The 26,018-nt window shown below is 61.8% G+C and carries 22 protein-coding genes; 15 read left to right on the top strand and 7 right to left on the bottom strand.

Going from position 1 to position 26,018, the window contains the following annotated elements; translation table 11 throughout:
* A partial coding sequence (locus K9B32_RS24130) for a nucleotidyltransferase family protein (RefSeq protein WP_263491078.1) occupies positions 1–268 on the bottom strand: 268 nt, incomplete at its 3' end.
* A gap of 431 nt (positions 269–699) precedes the next feature.
* Between K9B32_RS24130 and K9B32_RS24125 the strand changes: the two genes are divergently transcribed.
* Positions 700–1,380 carry a peroxiredoxin-like family protein gene (locus tag K9B32_RS24125; protein WP_224566801.1) on the top strand — a complete coding sequence of 227 codons (681 nt, stop codon included), beginning with the start codon at positions 700–702 and terminating at the stop codon, positions 1,378–1,380.
* A gap of 132 nt (positions 1,381–1,512) precedes the next feature.
* On the opposite strand, the gene K9B32_RS24120 is transcribed toward K9B32_RS24125, so the two are convergent.
* Together K9B32_RS24120 and K9B32_RS24115 are read right to left on the bottom strand one after the other, a co-directional pair.
* Positions 1,513–3,294, bottom strand: a complete 1,782-nt coding sequence (locus K9B32_RS24120) for an adenylate/guanylate cyclase domain-containing protein (protein ID WP_224566799.1) — start codon at positions 3,292–3,294, stop codon at positions 1,513–1,515.
* Positions 3,295–3,688: 394 nt separating this feature from the next.
* Positions 3,689–4,657 carry a DMT family transporter gene (locus K9B32_RS24115; protein ID WP_224566797.1) on the bottom strand — a complete coding sequence of 323 codons (969 nt, stop codon included), beginning with the start codon at positions 4,655–4,657 and terminating at the stop codon, positions 3,689–3,691.
* Positions 4,658–5,017: 360 nt separating this feature from the next.
* Here K9B32_RS24115 and K9B32_RS24110 point away from each other — a divergent pair, with 360 nt between their 5' ends.
* Positions 5,018–5,845: an arginase family protein gene (locus K9B32_RS24110; protein WP_224566796.1), complete on the top strand. Its 828-nt coding sequence runs from the start codon at positions 5,018–5,020 to the stop codon at positions 5,843–5,845.
* A gap of 547 nt (positions 5,846–6,392) precedes the next feature.
* Here K9B32_RS24110 and K9B32_RS24105 read toward each other — a convergent pair.
* A complete protein-coding gene (locus K9B32_RS24105) occupies positions 6,393–7,286 on the bottom strand; it encodes a GNAT family N-acetyltransferase (protein WP_224566794.1) in 894 nt (297 codons plus the stop codon).
* Positions 7,287–7,526: 240 nt separating this feature from the next.
* On the opposite strand from K9B32_RS24105, the gene argE reads away from it, so the two are divergent.
* The 6 genes from argE to K9B32_RS24075 all read left to right on the top strand — a co-directional run bounded on the left by argE (position 7,527) and on the right by K9B32_RS24075 (position 14,317).
* Positions 7,527–8,651, top strand: a complete 1,125-nt coding sequence (gene argE / locus K9B32_RS24100; RefSeq protein ID WP_224566792.1) for an acetylornithine deacetylase — start codon at positions 7,527–7,529, stop codon at positions 8,649–8,651.
* A 22-nt stretch (positions 8,652–8,673) separates the two neighbouring features.
* Positions 8,674–9,597: a 2-hydroxyacid dehydrogenase gene (locus K9B32_RS24095; protein WP_224566790.1), complete on the top strand. Its 924-nt coding sequence runs from the start codon at positions 8,674–8,676 to the stop codon at positions 9,595–9,597.
* Positions 9,598–9,623: 26 nt separating this feature from the next.
* The gene (locus K9B32_RS24090; RefSeq protein WP_093236062.1) at positions 9,624–9,977 is read left to right on the top strand and encodes a cupin domain-containing protein; all 354 of its coding nucleotides are present in this window, start codon (positions 9,624–9,626) and stop codon (positions 9,975–9,977) included.
* Between the two features lie 350 nt (positions 9,978–10,327).
* Positions 10,328–11,791 carry an aldehyde dehydrogenase family protein gene (locus K9B32_RS24085; RefSeq protein WP_224566788.1) on the top strand — a complete coding sequence of 488 codons (1,464 nt, stop codon included), beginning with the start codon at positions 10,328–10,330 and terminating at the stop codon, positions 11,789–11,791.
* An 8-nt stretch (positions 11,792–11,799) separates the two neighbouring features.
* Positions 11,800–12,843: a tartrate dehydrogenase gene (locus K9B32_RS24080; RefSeq protein WP_224566786.1), complete on the top strand. Its 1,044-nt coding sequence runs from the start codon at positions 11,800–11,802 to the stop codon at positions 12,841–12,843.
* A gap of 19 nt (positions 12,844–12,862) precedes the next feature.
* Positions 12,863–14,317, top strand: coding sequence for an NAD-dependent succinate-semialdehyde dehydrogenase (locus K9B32_RS24075; RefSeq protein WP_224566784.1), 1,455 nt, complete (start codon positions 12,863–12,865; stop codon positions 14,315–14,317).
* Positions 14,318–14,624: 307 nt separating this feature from the next.
* Here the strand turns inward: K9B32_RS24075 and K9B32_RS24070 are convergent, their stop codons facing one another.
* Positions 14,625–15,899 (bottom strand): NAD(P)/FAD-dependent oxidoreductase, encoded by a 1,275-nt coding sequence (locus K9B32_RS24070; RefSeq protein ID WP_224566782.1) that lies wholly within the window; start codon positions 15,897–15,899, stop codon positions 14,625–14,627.
* A gap of 14 nt (positions 15,900–15,913) precedes the next feature.
* A complete protein-coding gene (locus K9B32_RS24065; RefSeq protein WP_224566780.1) occupies positions 15,914–16,582 on the bottom strand; it encodes a haloacid dehalogenase type II in 669 nt (222 codons plus the stop codon).
* Positions 16,583–16,898: 316 nt separating this feature from the next.
* Here K9B32_RS24065 and K9B32_RS24060 point away from each other — a divergent pair, with 316 nt between their 5' ends.
* From K9B32_RS24060 to K9B32_RS24030, 7 genes are all read left to right on the top strand, one after another.
* Entirely contained in the window at positions 16,899–17,735 is an 837-nt protein-coding gene (locus tag K9B32_RS24060) for a GNAT family N-acetyltransferase (RefSeq protein ID WP_224566778.1), read from the top strand.
* A 13-nt stretch (positions 17,736–17,748) separates the two neighbouring features.
* Positions 17,749–19,125: an aspartate aminotransferase family protein gene (locus K9B32_RS24055; protein WP_224566776.1), complete on the top strand. Its 1,377-nt coding sequence runs from the start codon at positions 17,749–17,751 to the stop codon at positions 19,123–19,125.
* A gap of 243 nt (positions 19,126–19,368) precedes the next feature.
* Positions 19,369–20,082, top strand: a complete 714-nt coding sequence (locus K9B32_RS24050) for an HAD-IA family hydrolase (protein ID WP_224566774.1) — start codon at positions 19,369–19,371, stop codon at positions 20,080–20,082.
* 70 nt (positions 20,083–20,152) lie between these two features.
* Entirely contained in the window at positions 20,153–21,763 is a 1,611-nt protein-coding gene (locus K9B32_RS24045) for an ABC transporter substrate-binding protein (RefSeq protein WP_224566771.1), read from the top strand.
* An 85-nt stretch (positions 21,764–21,848) separates the two neighbouring features.
* The gene (locus K9B32_RS24040) at positions 21,849–22,799 is read left to right on the top strand and encodes an ABC transporter permease (protein WP_224566769.1); all 951 of its coding nucleotides are present in this window, start codon (positions 21,849–21,851) and stop codon (positions 22,797–22,799) included.
* The gene (locus tag K9B32_RS24035; protein WP_224566767.1) at positions 22,796–23,659 is read left to right on the top strand and encodes an ABC transporter permease; all 864 of its coding nucleotides are present in this window, start codon (positions 22,796–22,798) and stop codon (positions 23,657–23,659) included. The genes K9B32_RS24040 and K9B32_RS24035 overlap by 4 nt, the downstream gene beginning before the upstream one ends.
* Entirely contained in the window at positions 23,659–25,314 is a 1,656-nt protein-coding gene (locus tag K9B32_RS24030) for an ABC transporter ATP-binding protein (RefSeq protein ID WP_224566765.1), read from the top strand. The genes K9B32_RS24035 and K9B32_RS24030 overlap by 1 nt, the downstream gene beginning before the upstream one ends.
* A gap of 157 nt (positions 25,315–25,471) precedes the next feature.
* On the opposite strand, the gene K9B32_RS24025 is transcribed toward K9B32_RS24030, so the two are convergent.
* Positions 25,472–25,948, bottom strand: a complete 477-nt coding sequence (locus tag K9B32_RS24025) for an Lrp/AsnC family transcriptional regulator (protein WP_007797235.1) — start codon at positions 25,946–25,948, stop codon at positions 25,472–25,474.
* Positions 25,949–26,018 lie beyond the last annotated feature (70 nt).

Raw genomic sequence — 26,018 nt, 5'->3', positions numbered from 1 at the left:
CATCTACCCAAACAGGCAGACCAGAGAATGCCTCCCTAATCCGGGCCGAGTGCTCGGCTTCCGCAGCTTCCGAAAGATTATCAGCGTCGAAATAGACAATATCGATGTCAGTGATGCCATGAGTGGGCGGAAAGCCAAACGCGTGATTCCAAACCGTCTGGGCAATAGCACCAGCCACCAGCCAGGAATCAGGAAGAGCGATTTGATCCCAATTGCTGAGGATCGAAGAGAGAAGCGGGCTTTCGGAGACGATAGATTGCAATTCCATGTACAGGTCTTCGCTCACTAAATCTGCCTTCAAACGATGTGACTGATTCCAAATAGTGTTCTGTCACGGTAGATTCTGCCATGGCTCATTTATCAGGAACAGACCGTTTGCAATTGCTGCTTCTACCGGAAGCGGTCGACGACTATGTCGAGCCGGACAATCCAGTCCAAGAAAGACCTTGCTTATCAGACGCCCGCGGAGAGGTTTGCAGAGTGTGTTGCAGCGATCAGTTGAGCCCAACGCCGAAGGCAGACGATCCGCCTCGGCGGCTTCGCGCCAAAAGGGGACACGCCGCCGTCGCAAGACTTCTGAAGGTTCGCACCCGCAGCTGATTTGCACCGTGAACATAGCGAGTGGTGCCGTGGCGTGATAGGTGTCGGACTTAGATCAAGCCCAGCATTCACCTGAACGCCTAGCAAAGGACAGATGCCATGGGAGACCCGATATGCCCGCTGCAACCAGGGGAATACGCGCCCGCCTTCGCACTTCCGTCGGCAAATCAAAAAGGAACGGTTTCGCTCGCCAGCCTTCACGGTCACCCGTTTCTGATTGCCTTCTTCCGCGGGTTGCACTGCCCGTTCTGCCGGCGTCAGGTGGGACAGCTCGGCCGCCTACAGCCTGCCCTGCGCGCCGCGGGGGTGGAAACTGTTGCCGTGATCAACACGCCGGTGGAGCGCGCCCGCATATATTTCGAGCACCGGCCAACGCCGGCCGTGCTCCTATGTGACGAGGATTGCTCCACGCACCGGGCCTTCGGCGTGCCGCGCGGCAACTTCCTGCCCGAGGACAGCCGCGAGCAGCCTGTATGGCCCTATCGGGCAAGCATGGAGCAATTCGAGGCCGCTCGCATTAACCCGACGGGCGAATTGCCGGAAGCGCTACATCCGATGGCGGCCAATGCCTTCCTCAACGCCCAGGACGGCTTCGAGCTTAACGAAGTTGATCATGCCATCTTCGCAAGCCACCCCACACAGCTTGTCGGGCACTTCCTCATCGACGCCGACGGCATCGTTCGCTGGGTGCAAATTGAAGCGCGCGACGGGCCGAACAGCCTCTGCATCTTTCCAAACGCGGCGGAGATGCTCGCCGCTGCCGGTAGCCTCCGACACTGAAGGCGTAGCATCTCTGACATTTGTCAGGCGCGTATTACGTCATCGGACGGGAATGACTATGACGGCTGATGGTCAGGATTGACGCCATCTCGGAGCGACTTGCCCTTCCGGCAAACTTTCCGCTGAAGCCGGCTACTCAGGCAAGCCCAGGATGCGCGCACCCTCCGCAAATCTGTCGGCGATTGCCCGCACCATCCCCAGTTCGAAGAACACGCGAAGCCGAAACCCTGGCTCCAGTTCGAGCAATCGCTGCACGGCCGGCCGTGCTTCCTCCTGGCGGCCAGCGAGCGCCAAAGAAGCCGCCTGGAAGAAATAAAGCGTACTGAACCGCGGGTTTGCCTGAGCGGCCCTCGCGCAATGCGCTACCGCCTCGTCGTATCGTTCCTGCTGGATTGCCGCTGTTCCGAGCGCCAAATGCGCCGCATAGGCCATGGGATCGAATGGGCTGAGCCTTAGCGCGCGTTCGGCATTGGAGGTCGCCTTGGCGGGTTGACCGGCAAAGGCGTAGAGGACGGAGCCGAAATAGAGCGCGGTAGCGCAGGAGGAATTCAAAGACAGGGCGCGCTCGGCTGCGTTCAACGCCGCTGCCTGATCCTTGCCCAGCATAAAGATCGCAAAGGCGGCGATGGCCAATGCCGCCGCGTCGTCGGTGCCGCTCGCAATCACGGAGCGCGCGTGCCCGATCCCAGCGACCTTGTCGGCCTCGTCGAAGCCGCCCCGCGTGAAGAAAATCTCGTGGCACCAGGCAAGGCGCGCATGGGCGGCGGCATAGTTCGGGTCCAGGCCTAGCGCATCCTCCAGAAGCCCGGCAGCGACCTTGGCGTCGGCGGGCATCACAGTTGCCATGTAAGGGACGGCGCGCAGATAGAGGTCATAGGCGTCGAGGTTTTCAGGGCGCTTTTGCCTGGCACGCTCGATCTCCGATCGCTGCAGGCTCGGCTCGACGATGCCCACCACCTTTTCAGTGATCTGGTCCTGCAGGTCGAAGACATCCTCCCGCGCGCCGTCGTATCTGTCGGCCCACAGGTGCGCTCCGGTCTCAGCTTCGACAAGCTGGGCAGTGATGCGCAATCGGTTGCCCGCGCTGCGCACACCGCCCTCCAATACATAGCGCACGCCAAGCTCGCGCCCAACCTGCCGGACATCCACGGCCTTTCCCTTATAGACAAAGCTCGAGTTTCGCGCGATCACGAACAGCCATTTGATCCGCGACAGCCCGGTGATGATGTCTTCCACCATGCCGTCGGCAAAATACTCCTGCTCCGGGTCACCGCTCATGTTCTGGAACGGCAGGACCGCGATCGAGGGTTTGTCGGGCAGCGCGAGCCGCGTCGAAGACTTTTCCGGTCCTGCGCTGTTCGCGGGCGTTGCAGGCTTCGCCTGGGCGGGGATACCGACCAGCAGCGAATAGACGTGGACCGGCTCGTTGATGTTCTTGAGCTGCACGTCGCCGCGATCGTTGATTGCGAGATCAAGCCTTGCCTTGACCTGCCAGTACGCCTGTTCGGAGAGGCAGATGCCGCCGGGATCGCAAATTCCTTGCAGGCGGGCAGCGATATTGACGCCATCACCCATAAGATCGCCGTCGCTTTCTTCGACGACATCGCCCAGATGGATGCCGACGCGGAAATCAATCCGCCGCTCAGCCGGCAGGCCGACATTGCGCTCGATCATGCTGTTCTGCACCTCGATGGCGCAACGCACGGCATCGACAACGCTGCGGAATTCTACAAGACTGCCGTCGCCGGTGCGCTTGACCACGCGGCCGTGATACACGGCGATCGTAGGGTCGATGAGATCGCTGCGCAAAGCCCGCAGCCGCGCCAGAATACGATCCTCGTCCGCGCCGGCGAGCCGGCTGTAACCGACCACATCCGACACCAGGATCGCTGCGATCTTTCGGGCCTCGCTCATAGGCGCGCCTCCCACACTCTAGCCTACCACCACAGCCCGGACAGAGCCACTCCGACTAACGGGGACGCGCCAATCGCGTGGAACAACCGCATCCGTTGTTCAACGGCGGTGGCAAGGTCTCTTCGTGCTCATCGATTTCGAGGCGACAGCGCGGGGCAAGAACTATTCGTTCCCCTTTATGGTCACCTCTGGCAGTTCAACGCTGCCTGCAATGTTGTCAAGTTCGACCACGTTACGGATATCAGATGATCGCGATGGTCACGGGGAATGACCATTGCTGTCGGCCTGTCGTTGGAGAAGGCGGGTCTTCTTCCGCAAAGCGTTAACTGCGGTCATTGCGTTGAACTTGGTTGAAACCCGACACCAGCGCCTGTTATTCGTTCCATCCGCTGTTTCACTCGTGCGCAAGCAATGCCTTTCCCGATGTGACCTGGAAATCATAGAAAATGCGCACTGACAGAACAACGCCGGCGATCAGAACTACGACGCCAGCGCCTTCAATCAGAGTTGGCCAACGCGCATGCACGATAAGCCCTCCGATCACGCCAAAGGCTGTTTCCGAGACGATCAATTGCGCGGCTAATGCAACCGGCAGGCTTCGTGCCGCAATGTTCCAAGCCCAAACGCCGCACACAGTTGCCAGTAGCGCGAAAGTTGCACCCCAAACATATAGGTTGCCCGCAGTGCTCCAGCCGAAACCTAGCGTTGGAAGACGGAAGAGGCCCATCGCAGCCCCGACAGGATAGAACGCCAGCATCAGGACGCTGCCCCCCACCAGTATCAACGCCGACCAAACACCGGAAGGCATTTCTGGTCGAGCGGCGAGTACAGCCTGATTGGCGAGGGCGAACCAGACCCAAAGTCCCACGGCAGCAAGCGCTAGCGGCACGCCAACCCACAATGATCGGACCGAGTTCAATCCTTCGGCCGTGAATGCCGTACCATTGACGAGAACCAGGCCGACCAGCACCAGCGCGAGAGGCATCATAAGGGCTCGCCACGGCAACGATCCCTGACGTTGATTACCAATGACCATCAGTACGATTGGTACTAGGCCGAGAAAGGCTGGAGCGATTACCGGACCGGCATAGATGGCCGCTCCCGTCACGGTCAGGAAGTAGCCGACATATCCGATGAAGGCGAGCCAGAGAGCCGACAGACAGTTCCGGAGCGTGAGATGTCGCACTACGCGCTTCTCCAATGACAGGACGCAAAGTCCTACGAGAGCTGAGACAACATGACGGATGAGGGCAAAATCGAAGGTGGAATAGTCACCGATTATGAAGGGCACAACGAAGTTGAGCGAAAAGGCAAAAGCCGCAAAGAGAGCGGCCAACACACCAACATAGAAAAGTCTGTCCATAGTGGTCACCCCTTTTGAAGTGCATCGCTGACGCAGCCCGTTGATCGCTTTGACTCCCGACATCGTCGGTTGGCAACCAAGAGAGTCCACAGCTGAATGAGCGGAATTTACTGGCCGCGAGCCCTCGCCGGTACTCGGTGAAAGTGAGAACCACCCTCTCGATGCTCGTCCATCAGATAGCCATGCCTCGGTTTTGCATCCTCGGCGTTCAACGGGAACCCGCGATTATTCAACGATGTCAGCAACGGGGCGAAGGCGACGTCGAGCGATTCCACAAAACGCCGCCAGAAGCGGTTATTCTCGCTTTCCACGAAGAAACCAGCTAAACGTGTAGCAACTAAAATTGCATGGTTGCGAGCGGTGGCAAGAAAAGCGGAATACACTGTGTTCCAAGGACGCGCAGGCGATCACAACGACTTGGCGATGCCGGGTGCGAAAGCGATCGGCGACGAATTGCAACGCCGAACCGGCATTTGTCCCACAATGATCGGTACCCCAGAGCCCGCCTTGAATATTGGGTGGCGCGAAGAGCTAGATGCGGCCCTGCCGTCGCTCAAAGAGGTGCAGTCTCGGATCGACAAGGTGTTGGCTGGAGGCGCGGTATCGATCGCCGCCACCAGCCGGTGCGCTGTCTCGCTGGCGACACTCCCCGCCGTCGCGAAGCATCATCCCTCGGCCTGCATTGTGTGGTTCGATTCACATGGCGATCTAAACCCGCCAGAGGCCAGCACTACCGGATATCTCGGCGGACTGGCGTTTGCGGGACCGCTCGGCCTTTGGGATTCGGGGCTTGGTGCAGGTTTAAGCTTGGACCAGGTCGTTCTCGTCGGTCAGCGTGACCTTGATCCTTACGAGCTGAATCTGATCGCGAAACATGGTATTCCGCACATCAAGCCAGGTGTCGATCTCGCTATCGAGCTTAGGACCGCTATCGCTGGCCGTTCCGTCTATGCCCACCTCGACTGCGATGTTTTGGAACCGGGCATTGTGCCGACAGATTACGAACACGAAGGCGGCTTGTCGCTGGATGATCTGCGCGTCTGCTGCAAGGTGATCGCAGAACACCACTTCGTCGGGATAGAAATTGCGGAGTTCCAGAATTCGTGGAAGGCTGACGGCCCGCCAGTATCGCCGAGCGCTCTACTCGATGCCATGGAGCCAGTTTTGACGATTGGCCTAAATGAGTGAGCGGCAGTTTTGGGCCCGAAAGCAGAGGGTGTTGTCAGGCAGGAACTGTAATCTGCGATCGCACAGAATTAGCTGGGGACCCGGTTCCCTAAAACACGTTTTTCCGCTTCGCGCCACGAGTGGTCTCTCTTGCCGTTGACGCCGCGAAGGTCCTCTCACGACCCTAAGCCGCCAATTACTGAAAGCGTCTGGGATACCCGGTACCGGCCCCAAAAGTGGACCTTCGCGCGCCTGCGTTCCCAATCGAGGAAGCGGCATTTTGCCCCAGTCAGTCACGTCGAGTTAGACATTCCAAACCCGGAATTCGCGCGCCTCAAGACAGGCTTGTAGCAATCGTCAGATTCCGCCCCCACTATCGCCGCAAAGAGCCCGTGAACATTACGTTTCGATACCGCCCCGTTATCTTCGATCAGAGGGAGCCTGCTTCCGCGCCGTCTGGAGAACCTGTGCCGCGTGCTCGAGCGCGCCGGCACTCGACTGAAACAACGGGGACATCCAATCCGATGACCAAAGTCGCTGCGAGGCTTGAACGCGTGTGTCTAAGGGCTCAGCCAAGCGCGTGGCTCGCCAGCCCGTAGAGGTTCTGTCCTGGTACTACGGCCGCGCCGCCTTTGCCCCGCCGGGACATTGCGAGCACTGTGTCGAAGACGGTCAGGCCGGATTGCGAGAGGAATGTGGCGAAAGTGCCGGACTCGACTGGTGTATCGAGGCGCAGAAATTGATTTTCGTGGGCGCAGACATGTTGCCGTATCACTGCGACGGCGTCCGCATCAGTTTCTGCCACGACCGGGCCAACGACATGCCCCCTGCCAAACGGGCGGCAAAGCGCGAAAGCGCACAGCCGACCGTCGCGAACCAAGCCGTAGCCTATGGATTGTACAAAGAGCTTGCCGATCAGCGCCGCCCTCGAAACACCGAATGCCCCTGCATCCAGCTCGACGACAGCGGCAAGGTCCCCCCCCTCCAGTCGCCGGACCTCAGGTTGCTCCGTTTGCGTAATCAAGTCGATCGGGCGGCGGGCGATGCCCTGGCATTGGTATATGGTCCGTACGGGCTGGAAACCGAGGGAGTGGTAAAGGCGGCGAGAGGCCCTCGTCGCATTGAGTCTTAGATCGCGTCCACGGCAATCCGAAAGCACGTGGTCCATGAGCCATCGCCCGGCGCCGTTCGTCTGCAGCCGCGGCGAAGTAATCACCATGCCTATGGTCGCGAAATCATCACCGTGCGGAAACCACATGGCCGAACCTGTCAGCCTGCCGATTTCATCAAGCGCCACATAGCCGCGGCCGACCTCGCGCAGGAGCTGCAAGTCCTCGGAGCGGAGCGGCCATCCGACCGAAACCGACAGGGCGTGCAGTTGCTCGAGATCGGCACTCTCGATCCCGGCGATGCGCATTTCGAAACTGTCGATGACTTTGGATTCGGATGTCTCTGCGTCCACTCCTTGCCTCCCCTCCCTGCCGTCGTCTTGCTCTCGTCCCGATTTCCAACGGGCCCGCGGCGAAAACTTCTATCCCTTAGACTAGGACGGCGCGCCCGATACAATTCACTTGAGAGGCCGCCTGACGCACAACAATCCTCCAAATCCGACGCGCTTTCGGCATCTAAAGCCTCGATAGGCTTCTAAGGTACTGGGCATGATCGACCGCGCCGACCCCAGCGAAACGGGATGAGGACAACAATGCAGGCAGTGGAAATCCTCGAAAAGCTCGTCGGCTTCCCCTCCGTCGTCAACACCCCCAATACTGACATCCTTGCCTGGATCCGCAGCTATCTGCAATACCACGGCATCGCCGTCACCCTGCTTCCCGGCCCGGAGGGCGATCGGTCTAACCTGTTCGCCACGATCGGTCCGAAAGAGGTGCCGGGCTATGTTCTTTCGGGCCACATGGACGTTGTTCCGGCGACCGAAAGCGGCTGGACGGGCGATCCCTTCCGTCTGCGTCAAGAGGCGGGCCGACTCTATGGGCGGGGCGCAACCGACATGAAGGGTTTCTTGGCCGCCGCCCTCGCCGCCGCGCCAAAGCTCGCCGAGATGCACCTGCGCCGGCCCATCCACTTCGCCTTCTCCTATGACGAGGAGGCAGGCTGCCGTGGTGTGCCGCATATGATCGAACGCCTACCAGAACTCTGCGAAAAACCCCTCGGCGCGCTTATCGGCGAGCCGAGCGGAATGCGGGCGATCCGGGCGCACAAGGGCAAGGCAGCAGCGAGGCTGACGGTGAAGGGCCGCTCCGGCCACTCCTCGCGTCCGGACCAGGGGCTGAATGCCATCCATGCCATGGCGGAGGCGCTTGCTGCCGCTGTCGCAGAAGCTGACCGGCTGACCCGCGGCCCGTTTGACGACGTGTTTGAGCCGCCCTGCTCTTCCCTCCAGATCGGCACTGTGACAGGCGGACAGGCAGTCAATATCATTCCGGAGACTTGCGCGGCGGAATTCGAGGCGCGTGCCATTTCCGGTGTCGATCCGGCGGACCTGCTGAGCCCCGTGCGGCGGACCGCAGAGAAGCTGAGGGAACGTGGTTTCGCAGTCGAATGGCAAGAGCTCAGCGCTTATCCGGCGCTCTTGCTCCCCGCCGATGCGCCGCTCGCGACTCTGCTGGAGGAACTGACCGGGTTCGAGCCGCTCCCCGCCGTCAGCTATGGCACCGAGGCCGGGCTTTTCCAACAGGCCGGCATCGACGCGATCATCTGTGGCCCCGGTGAGATCGACCGCGCCCACAAGCCGAACGAATACATCCTTATCGATGAACTCGCCGCCTGCCAGGCGATGGTCGAGGCGCTTGGCGCGCGCTGCAGCGCCTGACCCACCGCGGAGGCAATACGCGATGACCTTCCTCTTCAATTCCGACGCCAAGCGTGGCGCCATCTTCGCCGAAGCTTTTGCACGCGAACTGCCCGACATTCCCTTCTCCACGGAGCCGGCGAAGGTAGATCCCGATGCCGTGCGATACCTGATCACCTGGACGGTGCCCGACAATCTCGCGCGCTACCGCAATCTCGAAATCCTCTTCTCGATTGGCGCCGGCGTCGATCAGTTCCGTTTCGACACCGTACCAGCGCATGTGAGGGTGGTGCGCATGGTCGAGGACGGTCTTGTCAGGATGATGCAGGAATATGCGATGCTCGCCGTGCTCGCGCTGCACCGCAATCTACCCGCCTATCTCGACCAGCAGCGGCGGCAATCGTGGCAGGCCATCACACAGATCCAGGCGGCGAAACGCCGCGTCGGCGTGCTTGGCCTCGGCATGCTCGCCACCGCCGTCCTGGAGCGCTTGAAGCCTTTCGGCTTTCCCCTTTCCGGCTGGAGCCGTAGCCCGCACGAAATTGAGGGCGTCAGATGCCTCAATGGCAAAGACGGACTCCATGCGCTGCTCGGCTCCACGGACATTCTGATCTGTCTCCTGCCCTTGACTGACGAGACACGCAGTTTCCTCGACTCCGTCCTTTTCGCCAAGCTCCCTGCAGGCGCGGCACTTGTTCATGTCGGCCGCGGGCCGCAGCTCGATCATGAAGCACTGATCGGGGCGCTCGATAGCGGCCATCTCTCCGGTGCTGTCATCGACGTCACTGATCCCGAACCGCTGCCAACGGGTCATCCCTTCTGGAGTCACCCGAAAATCCTGCTGACGCCGCACATAGCAAGCGTCACCCAACCGGAAACAGCCGCCGAGGCCGTGATCGAGAATATCAAGCGTCATCGGGCCGGACTTGATCCCATCGGGCTCATCGATCGCGGCCGCGGCTATTAAGCTCTCAATCCTAGGAAAGGAAACCCATGTCCCTTTTGAAGAACATCGACACCAATCCCTCTTTCCCGCCGCGCGAGTCCGGTCCGCTTCCGGAACGCCTGATCTCCGGCAGTCCCTCCTTCAAGACCTGGGCTCAAGACGTCGCACGCGGAGAAATGATCCACACAGGCGTCTGGGAGGCAACCCCCGGAGAGACGCGCTCGATTAAGGGCGAGACTTTCGAGTTCTGCCATATCCTCTCCGGTGTCGTCGAACTCACGCCGGAAGGCGGCGGGCCGGTCGTCTACAAAGCCGGTGACAGCTTCGTCATGAAGCCGGGGTTTGTCGGTGTCTGGAAGACGATCGAGACCGTACGTAAGATCTACGTGACGGTCATGTAGTGCCCGCCGCGCGATCCGATCGAGGCCCTTGATACAGGCCTATCTCCCTCGGATCGCGCTCGAACTGGTTTCAGCGGAAACTTGCCGGCAACCGGCATCCTCGCCCAGCACGGCACGCTCGCGGCTTTCTGGCGTGTCGTCGCCGTTCCAGCCCGGCAATCGCTTTCTCGTGCCCTGTCGGATTGCTCGGGCGCATCGCCGATACGTCACCGACCGGCCCATCTCAGCCTCCGAAGATTTCGCTGTCTCGTCACCGAAAACGTAATTTTCCGCCGTCGCCGCACCGCCACTCGATGCATGCTGCTCGCGTTCGTCCGGTAGCCTCGCATGAGTTTATCCGAGGACCCACTATGACTCTCAGCTTTGACCCCGACACTCTTCCCCTGCCCGTCGGGCACTTCATCGGCGACCGGCTGATCCCTGCCGAGGGCGCTATCGACATGCATCGTCCATCGGACGGCAAGGCCTATGCGGGCTGCCCGCTCGCGGGTGAGGCACTCGTCGACCGCGCCGTCGAAACCGCCAAGAATGCGCTGAAGGCGAGCAACTGGGGCGGCGTGCGTCCGCGCGAGCGCACAGTCGTGCTGCAGCGCTGGGCTGACCTGATCGAAAGGGAGGCGGAAACCCTCGCCAAGCTCGAGGCGCTTTCCTCGACACGCCCGGTCGGGCACCTGATCGCCGGCGACATAGCCGTCAGCGCCGAACAGATCCGCTTTTTCGCGGAATTCGCCGACAAGGAAGGCAGCGACCTCGTGCCGACTGACGACAACAATCTCGGCATGATCATGACCGAGCCCTATGGCGTCGTCGGCGCCATCACGCCGTGGAATTTCCCCGTTTCGATGGCCGCTTGGAAGCTCGGCCCCGCCCTTGCCGCCGGCAATGCCGTCGTCTTGAAACCCTCCGAAATGACGCCGTTTTCGACCGTCTACCTTGCCGAGCTCGCAATCCGCGCGGGCCTGCCGGCCGGTCTCATCAATATCGTGCTGGGCGACGGTCCGGTGACCGGCACTGCCCTCACCGGACATCCGGACATCGCCAAGGTGAGCTTCACCGGCTCGACCGGCGCCGGTTCGGCGATCATGGCCAATATCGCCCGCACCGGGGTCAAGCCCATGACGCTTGAACTCGGCGGGAAGAGCCCGCAACTGGTCTTCGCCGATGCCGATCTCGACAAGGCGGCCGCGGCAATCGCCCAGGGCATGATGTCTAACGCTGGCCAAGCCTGCATCGCCGGCTCCCGCCTGATCGTGGAGGAAAGCGTTGCTGCGCCGCTCGCCGAGGCAATCGTCACGCGCATGAAGGCGGCGAAGCCGGGGCCGACCTGGGATGCGGCAAGCGAATACTCGCCGATCATCTCGAAGCGCCAGTTGAACCGCATCCACGGCATCGTCGCGGCTGCCGTTGCAGCGGGCGAAGAATGCCTGTTCGGGGGCGCCCCAATGGATGCGCCGGGCTATTTCTATCAGCCGACGTTGATGGCCGTGCGCGACAGCTCCTCGCCGGCGATTACCGAAGAAATCTTCGGTCCGGTCCTGACCATGCAGACCTTCGTCGACGAGGAGGAGGCACTGGCTCTCGCCGACCACCCGACCTACGGCCTGGCCGCTGGCCTCTTCACCCGCGACCTGTCTCGCGCGCTACGGCTGACGCGACTGCTGCAGGCCGGCACGATTTGGGTCAACCGCTATAGCCGCTCGCGCGACCACATCTTGCCGACCGGCGGCTACAAGCGCTCTGGCGTCGGCAAGGACCTCGGACGTGAGGCCTACCATGCCAACCGCAAGAGCAAGAGCGTTCTCATCAGCCTCTAGGAGCCTCCATGAAATCCTATTCGATCGCACTCATCCCCGGCGACGGTATTGGCCAGGACGTGACGGATGCGGCCTGGCAGGTCCTTTCGACCGTCGCCAGGCATTCCGGCTTCTCGCTGACCGGCACGCCCTTTCCCTGGTCCTGCGCCTTTTACAAGGAAACGGGCGCGATGATGCCGACGGACGGCATAGAGATCTTGCGCCGCTTCGATGCGATCCTACTGGGCGCCGTCGGTTGGCCCGCCGGAGTGCCGGACTCCGTTTCGCTGCATGGCCTGCTCCTGCCAATCCGCAAGGCCTTCGTGCAATATGCAAATATCCGCCCGCACCGGCTGCTGCCGGGCGTTCAAGGTCCGTTGAAGGCGGACAATTTCGACATCCTGTGCATCCGCGAGAATACCGAGGGCGAATATTCTGGTGCCGGCGGTCGCGTGCATCAGGAAACGGTCGATGAAGTCGCGGTCGAGACCTCGATCTTCACCCGCACGGGCGTCGAACGGATCCTGCGCTTCGGCTTCGAGCAGGCGCGACAACGCCGCGGCAAGCTCGCTTCGGTGACCAAATCCAACGCCCAGAAATACACCATGGTGTTTTGGGACGAGATTACGCGAGAGCTCGCCGCCGAATACGCGGATGTCGAGGTGACGAGCTACCACATCGATGCGATGGCCGCCCGCATGGTCATGGCGCCGGAAAGCCTCGACGTCGTCGTCGCCTCCAACCTCTTCGGCGACATCCTGACCGACCTCGGTGCCGCGATCCAGGGCGGGCTCGGGTTTGCGGCTTCCGCCAACATCAACCCTGATCGAAGCGCCCCGTCAATGTTCGAGCCGGTACACGGCTCCGCACCCGACATCGCGCATCTCGGGATCGCCAACCCCGTCGCCGCCATATGGTCCGGGGCGATGATGCTGGAGCATCTAGGGGAAAGCGAAGCCGCGCGCATTGTCATGACCGCGCTCGAAAGAACGACCGCCCGCGGGATCGGCACCGTGCCGGGCAAAGACAAAACCGAAACGATTAAGGCGGCGGTGCTTGCCGCGCTCAACTGATCTTTAGAGGAGAGAAATTATGAAGCTGAAAGATAGGGAACTTTTCCGGCAAGAGGGCCTGATCGACGGAGCCTGGCTGGCTGCAGCCTCTGGTAGAACCGTCGACGTTTTCGACCCCGCCAGTCGGACGCGCTTCGGCACCATTCCGGACATGGGCGAAGAGGAAACGCGCGCCGCCATCGAAGCCGCCAATGCCGCCTTCGGACCGTGGAAGAAGAAGACGCATGCCGAACGGGCCGCATTACTTGAGCGCTGGTATGCGCTGATGATCGAAAACCTCGAGGATTTGGCTCTGCTCTTGACGATGGAACAGGGCAAGCCGCTCGACGAGGCGCGCGTCGAGATCCGTTACGGCGCTTCGTTCGTCAAATGGTTCGCCGAGGAGGCTCGTCGCATCGGCGGCCACACCATTCCCTCTCCGACGGCCGATCGGCGCATCGTCGTTTTGAAAGAGGCGGTCGGCGTCTGCGCGATCGTGACGCCGTGGAACTTCCCGAACGCAATGATTACCCGCAAAGTGGCACCTGCCTTGGCGGCCGGCTGCACGGTGGTGATCAAGCCCTCGGAGTTCACGCCCTTTTCAGCGCTCGCCCTCGGAGTTCTGGCAGAGCGCGCCGGCATTCCCGCAGGCGTAATCAACATCGTCACCGGCATGCCGGCCGCAATCGGCAACGAGTTCATGGCGAACGAAACAGTGCGCAAGATCTCCTTTACGGGCTCGACGCGCGTCGGTTCTCTCTTGATGCGAGGCGCGGCCGACAGCGTCAAGCGCCTCTCGCTCGAACTCGGCGGGAATGCCCCCTTCATCGTCTTCGACGACGCCGACCTTGATCTGGCGGTCGAAGGCGCGATTGCGTCCAAGTTCCGCAATGGCGGCCAGACCTGCGTCTGTGCGAACCGCATCCTGGTGCAGGCCGGCGTCTATGACGCCTTTGCAGAGAAGCTCGGCGCACGCGTTAACGCAATGAAGGTCGGCCCCGGTACGGAACCCGGCATCGCAATCGGACCGATGATCAATGACGCGGCGATCGACAAGATCGACCGTCATGTCGAGGACGCGCTTGCCAAGGGGGCGAAGCTTGCGGCGCGCGGCAGGTCGGTGCCGGAGGGGAGACAATATAGGGCCCCGATCGTACTCACGGGCGCCACCACCGAGATGCTGCTTGCCAGCGAAGAGACCTTCGGTCCCGTCGCACCGCTCTTCCGCTTCGAGACGGAGGAGGAGGCAATCGCCATCGCCAACGGCACGCCCTTCGGCTTGGCTGCCTATTTCTACACTGAGAGCCTGAAGCGCTCGTGGCGTGTGGCGGAAGCGCTCGAATTCGGCATGGTCGGCCTCAACACCGGCGCCATCTCCACCGAAGTCGCCCCCTTCGGCGGCGTCAAGCAATCCGGCCTGGGCCGCGAGGGCGCCCAGGTCGGCATCGAGGAATATCTCGAGATGAAAAGCTTCCACATCGGCGGACTGGATTAATGCATGTTGCCCAAAAATGTCCCGCAGCTTTTGGGACAGCGACATGCACAAACAAGGGATCTACGGTTGGTCACGACGATCTTGGGTCGAATCGAACCGAAGCCTAAAACGTGATCGGTTCCAGGAGTAGAGCGGGATGCGCGCGAAAAGCCGCCGTGTTTCTTCATCCCGCTCTCAAGCGCGCGAGGCGCTTCAGCTCTTGCGCAAGACCGCTGCGCACTTGACGCGGCACGCCAGGCTAGATCATCCAAACAAAGAAGGGCGCGGACCTGTCCGGTCCGCGCCCTTCTTCCTACCCCCGCGTCGTCTACTGGATCGTGTCCAGCATCTTGTAATACATGCCGACGAGCGGCAGGAACCAGGGCTTGCCGAAATGTCCCGGCACGGCCGGCCATTCGAGACCCTTCAGCGGGTTGCGGTCCGGCCGGCCGAGAATTGCGTCCGCCATAATCATGCCGAGATGCGTCGAAAGCTGCGCCCCGTGGCCGGAATAGCCCATGGCGTACCAAACACCGTCTTGATAGCCGGCGCGGGGGAATCGATCCTTGGTCATGTCGACGAGGCCGCCCCAGCAGTAGTCGATCTCGATATTGGCGAGTTGCGGAAAGATGGCGGCAAGGCTCGCCTTGAGGATCGCGCCGCTTTTTGCGTCCGAACGCTGGTCGGATGTCGCCGAGAAGCGCGCGCGGCCGCCGAAGATCAGACGGTTGTCGGGCGAGAGCCTGAAATAGTTACCGATGTTCATCGACGTGACGCAGGTGCGGCTACCCGGCATTGTCGCCGCGATCTCCGCTGCTGTCAGCGATCGGGTGGCGATGATGAAGCTGCCGACGGCGATGATGCGGCGGCGGAAATAACCAAAGACCGAAGGCGTGTAGGCGCCGGTGGCGACAAGAACCGCATCCGCGGAGACGCTACCGCGGGAGGTCTTCAATGTGTGCCGGCCGCCCGCCTGCCGATGCTCGGTGACCGCCGCGCTCTCGAAAACCATGGCGCCATGGCGCGTGGCCACTTCGGCGAGGCCGACGACATAGCGCCCCATATGCATCATCGCGCTCTTCTTCGAGAGCATCGCCCCGAAGAACGGCGAGCCGACCTCCTGCTTCAGATCCTCGGCGCTGAGAAGTGCTGTATCTGGATCGACCTCCGCGTTGATCGCCTCGAAGTTGCGGGCGATCGCCTCGAAATGCTGAGGCTTCGAGGCAAGCTTCACTTTGCCGGCGCGGCGGAAGTTGCAGTTGATACCTTCTTCGGTGATCAGTGCCTCGATCGTGTCGACTGAATCGTCGAACGCCTTGTAGAGCGCAATCGCCCGCTCCCTGCCGAGTTCCGCCTTGGCCGCGAGATAGCTATGGGCGAGCCCGTTATTCAAGTGTCCGCCATTGCGGCCGGAGGCGCCCCAGCCGACCTTCTCCGCCTCCAGCACGACGACCTTCGCCCCCGCCCTGGCGAGCTGCCGGGCCGCACTGAGGCCGGTGAAGCCGCCGCCGATCACGGCGACGTCGTAATGGCCATCGACCGGGCCTTGCGCAGCTCCGGCAAAGGCCGGGGCCGTATCATGCCAGTAGGACAGGAACTTCATGGCGCACCGCCTTTCTAAAGACCGACAACGCCCGGCAGGCCGGAGATGTCGGCGATCTCGACATAGCCGTAGTAGGGATTGGCCGGCTCGTGACCGCGATTGACCCAGACTTTGTTCTTGATGCCGAGGTCGTGCGCCGACATCAGGTCGTAGCGGAAGGAGGACGAGCAGTGAAGGATGTCCTCGGGGCCGCAGCCCAGCATGTCGAGCATGTATTCGAAGGCCTTGAAGCGAGGCTTGTAGGCCTGCGCCTGTTCGGCGGTGTAGACCGCATGGAAGGGTGCGCCAAGCTTTCCGACATTCGACATGATCTGCGAATTCATTGCATTTGACAGGATCACCAGTGGGATCTCCTTGGCGACCTTGGCAAGCCCGGCCGGAACGTCCGCATGCGGCCCCCATGTCGGCACGCGCTCGTAGACCACCTTCGCAGCTTCATCGCGGAATTTAATGCCGTTGCGCTTGCAGGTCCGTTCCAGCGAATTGTGCACCACCTCGGCATAGGGCTTCCAGGCGCCCAGGATCTCGTCCAGGCGGTAGGCCGCGAAATTCTTGATGAATTGAGCCATGCGCGCCTCGTCGAGCTGGTCCTGATAGAGGTCGCGGGCCGCTTCCGCCATCTGGAAGTTCGTCAGCGTGCCGTAGCAGTCGAAGGTGATGTATTTCGGACGGAACGTCGTCATGTGCGTTTCCTTGAAAGAGCGGGATCAGGTATTCTGTGAGGATCATAGGCGCTGCGCCTCCATCGCCTCGCCTGATTTGGCGGCGTTCGAAGCAGAATCTATCGTATCGAGCGCCGGCTTTGGCAGAAGGTTGTGTGGCCTGCTGGTGGCCAACGGCGTCTTCCGCCCCGGCGCCCTCCCAGCGCAATTCCCTGTCAGCATAAGATGCGGCGACCGGTAGCTGCAAAGCTATAAGATACCGCGCGAGCCAAAGCCTTCAGACGATCTGCCGGCCAGCACTCCTTCAGACTTGGGGGCAGAAAGTGAAGGAAATGCCATGCAGACATGTCAGATCGATATTGCCGCCTTCGGGCCTGAGCATCTGGACGCCGCCGTCAAGCTCTCCCGGCAGGCCGGCTGGCCACATCGCCTTGAAGATTGGCAGATGGCGCTGACCCTGAGCGAAGGCGTCGTTGCGATTGAGAGCGACCGGGTCGTCGGCACTGTACTCGTCACCCCTTACAAGTCGGACTGTGCGACGATCAACATGGTCATCGTCGACGAGGCGATGCGCGGCCGCGGCCTCGGTCGCAAGCTGATGGACGCCGCGTTGCAGATAGCGGCCGATCGTCCGCTCAGACTGGTGGCAACGACTGAGGGCCTGCCGCTATACGAAAAGCTAGGCTTCCGCGAGACAGGTCGCGTGTTGCAGCATCAGGGCATCGTCGGAGCAATCGCCGAGCCTGGGCAGACCGAACAGGCGGCCGCGGCCGACATCGAAGCGATCGTCGCGCTCGACCGCCTCGCCTTCGGCGCCGACCGTGAAGCGATGATTGCCTATCTCGGGAAGGTCGGAAACTTTGCGGTGATCCGCCGGGACGGGCACGTTTGCGGGTTCGGCGCCATCCGCCCCTTCGGCCGCGGCGAGACCATCGGGCCCGTCGTCGCCGAAGGTCTCGAAGACGCCAAGGCGCTCGTGTCCCACTTCATTTCCACGCGAACCGGCCTGTTCATCAGGCTCGATACCACTGCCGAGACCGGCCTTTCTCTCTGGCTTGCCGAGCAGGGACTAGCCCACGTCGGCGGGGGTATCGCCATGATGAAGCCCCCGATCCACCGCGCCGCCGACCCGGCCGCCACCACCTTCGCCCTCGCCAATCAGGCGCTCGGCTGATCCGGAGATCGTCATGTACAGCAATTCCCTCATCGAACTCGATCGCGCCCACCTCATCCATCCGGTCGCCTCCTATCGCAGCCACGAAAAACTCGGCGTGCGCGTGCTCGCCTCGGCGAAAGGCGCGACGGTCACCGACGCTTCGGGCAAGCAACTGATCGACGGCTTTGCCGGCCTTTGGTGCGTCAATGCCGGCTATGGCCACGAAGCGATCGTTGAAGCGGCCGCCCGCCAGATGCGCGAGCTTCCCTATGCGACGGCCTATTTCGGGTTCGGCTCCGAGCCCGCGATCCGCCTCGCCGCCGAACTCGCCGAGCGCGCGCCGGGCGATCTCAACCACGTCTATTTCACACTCGGCGGCTCCGACGCCGTCGACAGCACGATCCGCTTCATCCGCTATTATTGGATTGCCCGCGGCGAGCCGCAACGCGATCAGTTCATTTCGGTGGAGCAGGGCTATCACGGCTCGTCGACGGTCGGCGCCGGCCTGACCGCGCTGCCGGCCTTCCATGCCGGCTTCGGCATTCCCTTTGACTGGCAGCACAAAATTCCGTCTCACTATGCCTACCGCAATCCGGTGGGAGAGAGCCCGCCGGCGATCATCGAGGCCTCGCTAGCCGCCCTCCGACGCAAGGTCGAGGAGATCGGCCCCGAGCGTGTCGCCGCCTTCTACGCCGAGCCTATCCAGGGCTCGGGCGGCGTGCTGGTGCCACCCAAGGGCTGGATGAAGGCGATGCGCGAACTCTGCCGCGAGCTCGGTATCCTCTTCGTTGCAGATGAGGTGATCACCGGCTTCGGCCGCACCGGACCGCTCTTTGCGTCAACCGAGGACGAGATCGTGCCGGACTTCATGACTGTCGCGAAGGGGCTGACGTCTGGTTACGTCCCGATGGGCGCGGTCTTTATGTCCGATCACGTTTATCAGACGATTGCCGACGGCGCCGGCGCTTCCGCCGTCGGCCACGGCTATACCTATTCGGCGCATCCGGTCAGCGCCGCTGTCGGTCTCGAGGTGCTGAAGCTCTACGAGAACGGCCTCTTGGAACAAGGCGTCACGGCCGGTGCGCGGCTGATGGAAGGTCTCGAAAGCCTGAGGGACCATCCCCTTGTCGGCGATGTGCGCGGCCGCGGCATGCTGGCCGCCGTCGAGCTCGTTGTCGACAAGTCGAGGAAGACCCCTTTGCCGGCGGCCGCGGAGCCGGCGCGCCGCATCTTCGACCGTGCCTGGCAAAACGGTCTCGTCATCCGCGCCTTCGCCAATGGCGTGCTCGGCTATGCGCCGCCGCTCTGCTGCACCGCGACGGAGATCGACGCGATTGTCGAGCGCACCCGCCAAACATTGGACGAGACCTTGAAGGACCCGGACGTTCGCCAGGCTTTGAGGGCCTGATGGACGACTGACGCGATATATCGCGGAACCGCCATATTCGCAATTTTGTGCCGCGCCACAGTGCCTTTTCGGAGACTCCGGCGCGGCATAACTGCCAAACTCAAATCAAGGAAGCGGCCGGATCCCAGCATATGCGGCCTTTCCAGCAAGAGCGGGGAAAACATCCCGCCGAACGGGAACAGAATATTCTTCTTCATGAAGTCGGCGTTCCGGCCTGGAACGCGAAAAAACTGGGGAATCGATGTGCATAAGAGCCTTCCCGAATTCAAATACATGACCTTCGACGTGGTCGGCACGCTGATTGACTTCGAGGGCGGCCTCAAGGATTGCCTCGCCGGCATCGCCGCCGAGGCCCGTGTCGCCATCGATGGCGAAGAGGCGCTCAGCCTCTACCGCGCGGCGCGCTACTCCAAGGACGCCAACCTCTTCCCGGACGATCTGGTGCGTGTCTATCTTGAAATCGCGCCGAAGCTCGGTCTACCGACCGAGCGGAAATATGGCGAGCGTCTCAGGGACTCCGCCGGGAACTGGAAGGCCTTTTCAGACAGCGCCGAAGCGCTGGCGCGCCTTGCGACGAACTACCGGCTTGTCGCTATGACCAATGCGCGCCGCTGGGCGTTCGATTTCTTCGCCAAGGAACTGGGCGATCCCTTCTACGCCGCCTTCACCGCCGACGATACCGGTACCGAAAAACCTGACCCCGCCTTCTTTCAGAAGGTTTTCGACTTCGTCGGCTCGGAAGGCAATTCGAAGGACGATGTCCTGCATGTCGCTCAGAGCCAGTACCACGACATCGGCATTTCGCGGAAGCTTGGGCTGACCAACTGCTGGATCGAGCGGCGCCACGCGCAGAAAGGTTACGGCGGCACCGTAGAGCCGGCCGAGTTCACCGAACCCGACTACCACTTCACCTCCATGGCCGGCCTTGCCGATGCCGTTGCCGTCGCACGTAGCTGACCAGTTCACCGGATTGGGTCTAAGCCCACGCAAGACGGGCAGCCCGCCAACAGACGAAAAGGGGAATGACATGAACGACAATATCACCAATTGGACCAGATCCGACAACACCATGGTCGAAAACGCCATCCGTCGCGGCGCTACACGCCGTGAACTGCTGCAGATGATGCTCGCCGGTGGCGTTGCCCTCTCCTCCGGCAGTCTAGTGCTCGGCCGCGCCTCCCATGCTGTTGCCGCAACGCCGGTCTCCGGCGGCGCGCTCAAGGCGGCCGGCTGGTCGTCTTCGACTGCGGACACGCTCGACCCGGCCAAGGCATCGCTCTCCACCGACTATGTGCGCTGCTGCTCCTTCTACAACCGTCTCACCTTCCTCGATAAGAGCGGGACCCCGCAGATGGAGCTCGCCGAGGCGATCGAGTCCAAGGATGCCAAGACCTGGACGGTCAAACTGAGGAGCGGCGTCACCTTCCACGACGGCAAGCCGTTGACCGCCGACGACGTGGTCTTCTCGTTGAAACGCCATCTCGATCCATCCGTCGGTTCGAAGGTCGCGAAGATCGCCGCGCAGATGACCGGCTTCAAGGCCGCGGACAAGCAGACTGTCGAGATCACGCTCGCAAATCCGAACGCCGACCTGCCGACCATCCTGTCGATGCACCATTTCATGATCGTCGCCGATGGCACGACGGATTTTTCCAAGGGCAACGGCACCGGCGCATTCGTGAGAGAAGTCTTTGAGCCCGGCGTGCGCTCGGTCGGCATCAAGAACAAGAACTATTGGAAGTCCGGCCCGAACGTCGATTCCTTCGAGTACTTCGCGATCAGCGACGATAGCTCGCGCGTCAACGCACTGCTTTCGGGCGACATCCATCTCGCCGCTACGATCAACCCGCGCTCCATGCGCCTCGTCGAGGCCCAAGGCGACGGCTTCGTGCTTTCGAAAACCACCTCGGGCAACTACACCAACCTCAACATACGCATGGACTTGGAGCCCGGCAACAAGCGGGACTTCGTCGAAGGCATGAAGTACCTTGTCAACCGCGAGCAGATCGTCAAATCGGCGCTCCGTGGCCTCGGCGAACTCGGCAACGACCAGCCGGTTTCCCCGGCAAATTTCTACCACAATGCCGACCTGAAGCCGCGGGCGTTCGATCCGGAGAAGGCGAAGTTCCATTTCGAGAAGGCCGGTGTCCTTGGCCAGTCGATCCCTTTGATTGCTTCCGAGGCGGCAAACTCGTCGATCGATATGGCAATGATCATCCAGGCGTCCGCCGCCGAGATCGGACTGAAGCTCGACGTTCAGCGCGTACCGGCCGACGGCTATTGGGACAATTATTGGCTCAAGGCGCCGGTCCATTTCGGCAACATCAACCCGCGTCCGACACCGGACATCCTGTTCTCGCTGCTGTATACTTCGGACGCTCCGTGGAACGAGAGCCAGTACAAATCGGAGAAATTCGACAAGATGCTGATCGAGGCGCGCGGCTCGCTCGACCAGGAGAAGCGCAAGGCGATCTACAACGAGATGCAGGCCATGGTTGCCAGCGAAGCCGGCACCATCATCCCGGCCTATATCTCCAACGTCGACGCGATCACCGCCAAGCTCAAGGGCTTGGAAGCCAACCCGCTTGGCGGCCAGATGGGTTATGCTTTCGCGGAATATGTCTGGCTCGAAGCCTGATGAGGCGAACGGTCGGGCCTGCAGCCGCGCGGTTGCAGCTCCGACCCTTTTGGTTTGAAATCTCGAATGCCGAAAGGGAACGCGCGTGAACAACCGTGTCCTGTCACTCGTGTTGAGCAGATTGCTCATCGCCTTGGTCACGCTGGTGATCGTCTCCTTCGCCGTGTTCTTCGCGACGACGCTCTTGCCGGGAGACACAGCGACCATCCTGCTTGGCCAGGCCGCCACGCCGGAGGCAGTCGAAGGTCTGCGCAAGGCCATGCATCTTGACGACCCCGCGATCTTCCGTTTCCTGCGCTGGATCGTTGGTTTGCTGCAGGGCGACCTCGGCACCTCCTATGCCAATGAGATGCCGGTCGCGGATCTAATCGGCGGGCGCTTCATCAACACGCTGCAGCTCGCTGGCGTCACCGCGCTCTTTTCCGTGCCGATCGCGATGACGCTCGGCATCACAGCGGCGATGCTACGCGGCTCGCTGTACGACCGCGCCGTCACCGTTCTGACGATCGGCGTCATCTCCGTGCCGGAATTCATGATAGCGACCTCCGCGGTGCTGATCTTCGCAGTCTACCTGAAATGGCTGCCGGCGCTCGCCTTTGCGAACGAAGTCACGTCGCTGACAGACCTCCTGCGTATCTATGCCATGCCGGTGATCACCCTTACCTTCGTCATCTCGGCGCAAATGATCCGCATGACCCGGGCAGCGGTAATCGAGACGCTCAACACGCCCTATGTGGAGATGGCGTTGCTCAAGGGCGCCTCGCGGCCGCGCATCGTGTTTCGGCACGCGCTACCGAACGCTCTGGGCCCGATCGTCAACGCGGTCGCGCTTTCGCTCTCATACCTGCTCGGCGGCGTCATCATTGTCGAGACGATCTTCAACTATCCAGGTATTGCCAAGCTGATGGTCGACGCCGTCGCCACCCGCGACCTGCCGCTGATCCAGAGCTGCGCGATGATCTTCTGCCTCGGCTACCTGCTCTTGATCACGGCCGCCGATATCATAGCCATCCTTTCCAATCCGAGGCTCCGATGACAATGACCAGTTCTGAGACCAAGTCCGACCGGATTTCCGGAACCCGGCTCGGCTATCGCTTCAACATCATCGGCATGGTCGGTCTCTCGATCATCCTTTTCTGGGCGTTGATCGCGATCTTGGCGCCGCTGATCATCCCCTACCCTGTCGGCGAGATCGTCGACCTCGATTACTTCGGCCAGATGAGCCGCGACTTCTGGCTCGGCTCCGATTATCTCGGCCGCGACATGCTCTCGCGAATCCTGATGGGCGCCCGCTACACGGTCGGCATCTCGCTTGCGGCAGTTACGATCGCCTGCTTCAGCGGCGTGATGCTCGGCATGATCGCAGCGGTCGCCGGCGGCTGGCTCGACACGGTCCTGAGCCGCTTCCTCGACGCCCTCAACTCGATCCCGAGCAAGCTGTTCGGCCTTGTGGTCGTGGCTGCCGTCGGCTCCTCCATTCCCGTACTGATCCTGACGCTGTCGGTGATCTATATCCCCGGCGCGTACCGTTTCGCCCGCGCGCTTGCCGTCAACATCAACGCGATGGATTTCATCACCGTCGCCCGTATCCGAGGCGAAAACACCCTCTATCTGATCCGCTCGGAAATCCTGCCGAACATCGTCGGACCGGTACTTGCCGACCTCGGCATCCGCTTCGTCTTCATCGTTCTCCTGCTCTCCGGCCTCTCCTTCCTCGGACTTGGCGTCCAGCCGCCCTATGCCGACTGGGGGGCTCTCGTGCGCGAGAACATCGGCGGCCTGCCCTTTGGCGCACCGGCGGTGATGGCTCCCTCCTTTGCGATCGCCAGCCTCACCATCAGCGTCAACCTGCTGATCGACAACCTGCCAAAGAAGATCCGCGATCGGAGCGAATGATGGTCAATCTCGTAGAAATCCGCGACCTGAAGGTCGAAGCCACCACCGATTCGGGCCGTCGCGTCGAGATCATCAACGGCGTCAGCTTCGACATTGCCGAGGGCGAGATCGTGGCGCTGATCGGGGAAAGCGGCTCCGGCAAGACGACGATCGCGCTCACGCTGATGGGCCATGCCCGCCCCGGCTGTCGCATCTCCGGCGGCAGCGTCTCCGTCGCCGGAAAGGACATGGTGACGCTGAGCGAAAAGCAGCGCGCCAGGGTGCGCGGCACCGAGGTCACCTATGTTCCGCAATCAGCCGCCGCCGCATTCAACCCGGCCGCCACGATCATGGACCAGGTAATCGAGGTCACCCGAATTCATGGGCTTATGTCGGCCGACGAGGCGCGCCTCCGCGCTGTCGAGCTTTTCACGGCGTTGTCGCTGCCTGAGCCGGAAACGATCGGCAGCCGCTATCCGCACCAGGTTTCCGGTGGCCAGTTGCAGCGCCTTTCGGCCGCCATGGCGCTGATCGGCGACCCGAAGCTCGTCATCTTTGACGAGCCGACGACGGCGCTCGACGTGACGACACAGATCGAGGTGCTGCGCGCCTTCAAGTCGGTCATGAAGAAAGGCGGCATCGCCGGCGTTTATGTCTCGCACGACCTCGCCGTGGTCGCCCAGATCGCCGACCGCATCGTCGTCTTGAAGGGCGGAGAGACCAAGGAGATCGGCACCACCAAAGAGATCCTTAACGGCGCGAAGCACCCCTACACGCGGGAGCTGCTCGCCGCCTTCGAGCCGAAACCCCGAGGCGCTGCGGGCGCGGCAAAGAGTGGTCCGGCCCCGCTCCTCGAAATCGAAAATCTCGTAGCAGGCTACGGCCAGGCAAAGGCCGACGGCCTGCCCCTCGTGCGCGCCGTCGAGCATGTCAGTCTCAAGGTGGAGAAGGGGCGCAACCTGGGTATCATCGGCGAGTCGGGTTGCGGCAAGTCGACGCTCGCGCGCACCATCGCCGGCATATTGCCGGCCGCTGTCGGCAAGATCGTCTTCGACGGCAAGGAACTCGCTCGCAGCGCCCGCGCGCGCTCGCGCGATGAACTGCGCGAAATGCAGATCGTCTTCCAATATGCCGATACGGCGCTTAATCCGGCCAAATCCGTCGAGGACATCTTAGCCCGGCCGCTTAGCTTTTATCACGGCATGAATGCCAAGGCGCGCAGCGCACGCATTGACGAGCTGCTCGACATGGTGCGCCTGCCGCGCAACCTGCGCCATCGCCGCCCAGGGGAGCTCTCGGGCGGCCAGAAGCAGCGCGTCAACTTCGCCCGCGCACTCGCCGCCGAGCCGAAGCTGATCCTGTGCGACGAGATCACCTCTGCATTGGACACGGTGGTCGCAGCCGCCGTCATCGATCTCCTCAAGGAATTGCAGCGCGAGCTCGGTCTTTCCTACATCTTCATCAGCCATGACCTCTCCGTGGTAGAGGCGATCTGCGACGAGATCGTCGTGATGTATGGCGGTAGAAAGGTAGAGGAAATCACGCCGGCGAAGGTCAAGACACCGCAGCACCCCTATTCGCAGTTGCTCTTCTCGTCGGTGCCGAGGCTCGATCCCACGTGGCTCGATGGGCTCGAACAGGATCCGGAGCTCGTGCGAGCCTATTGCCGGCGCTGAGGCGCCGGCTCATCCCAACCTGCTGGCCATTGTCTCAGCTCGAAGGCGGACCGAAGGAGACGCGGACGACATCATGCTTTTTCGGGTGAGGCTCCCGAGGAGCGGGCCAAATCGCAAGCCCCGGCTCAGCAAGCCGGCACAAACCGATCCGAAGATCCTACATCCGAAACAGGCTGGTCAGTGGCATGTGCACCTTGACGATCGGCGACTTCAAGACGACGAAGCTGAAATACTTGTCGATGCCGACGTCCATGTCGGTGAGGCGCTCCATGATCGTCTGGTATTCGCCGATCCCGGCCGTGACGAATTTCAGCAGATAATCGTAGCCGCCGGACACCAGATGGCATTCGATCACGTGGTCGACCTTCTCGATCGCCGCAAGGAAGCGGGCAAAGTCGATCTGCCGGTGGTTCTTCAATGTGATCTCGGTGAAGACCGTTAGTGTCTGCCCCAACTTGCCGACGTTGATTTGTGCTGAATAACCCTCAATATAGCCCTCCGACTGCAGCTTCTTCACCCGCATGAGGCAGGGGCTCGGCGACAGGTTGACCAGTTCGGCGAGTTCGACATTGGTGATGCGGCCATTCTTCTGCAGTTCGTACAGAATTTTGATATCGATCCGGTCGAGTTTCATGACGCCCTTTCCCCTTGCTGAAGTGGCCAACGGGACAGCAGATTGTGCTGCGACTTTCCCAATGATGACC

This window comes from Rhizobium sp. 3T7 (assembly GCF_020166565.1).
Lineage (GTDB): Bacteria > Pseudomonadota > Alphaproteobacteria > Rhizobiales > Rhizobiaceae > Rhizobium.
Note: the sequence above shows the minus strand (reverse complement) of the source record. Positions and strands in the feature narration are given on the sequence as shown.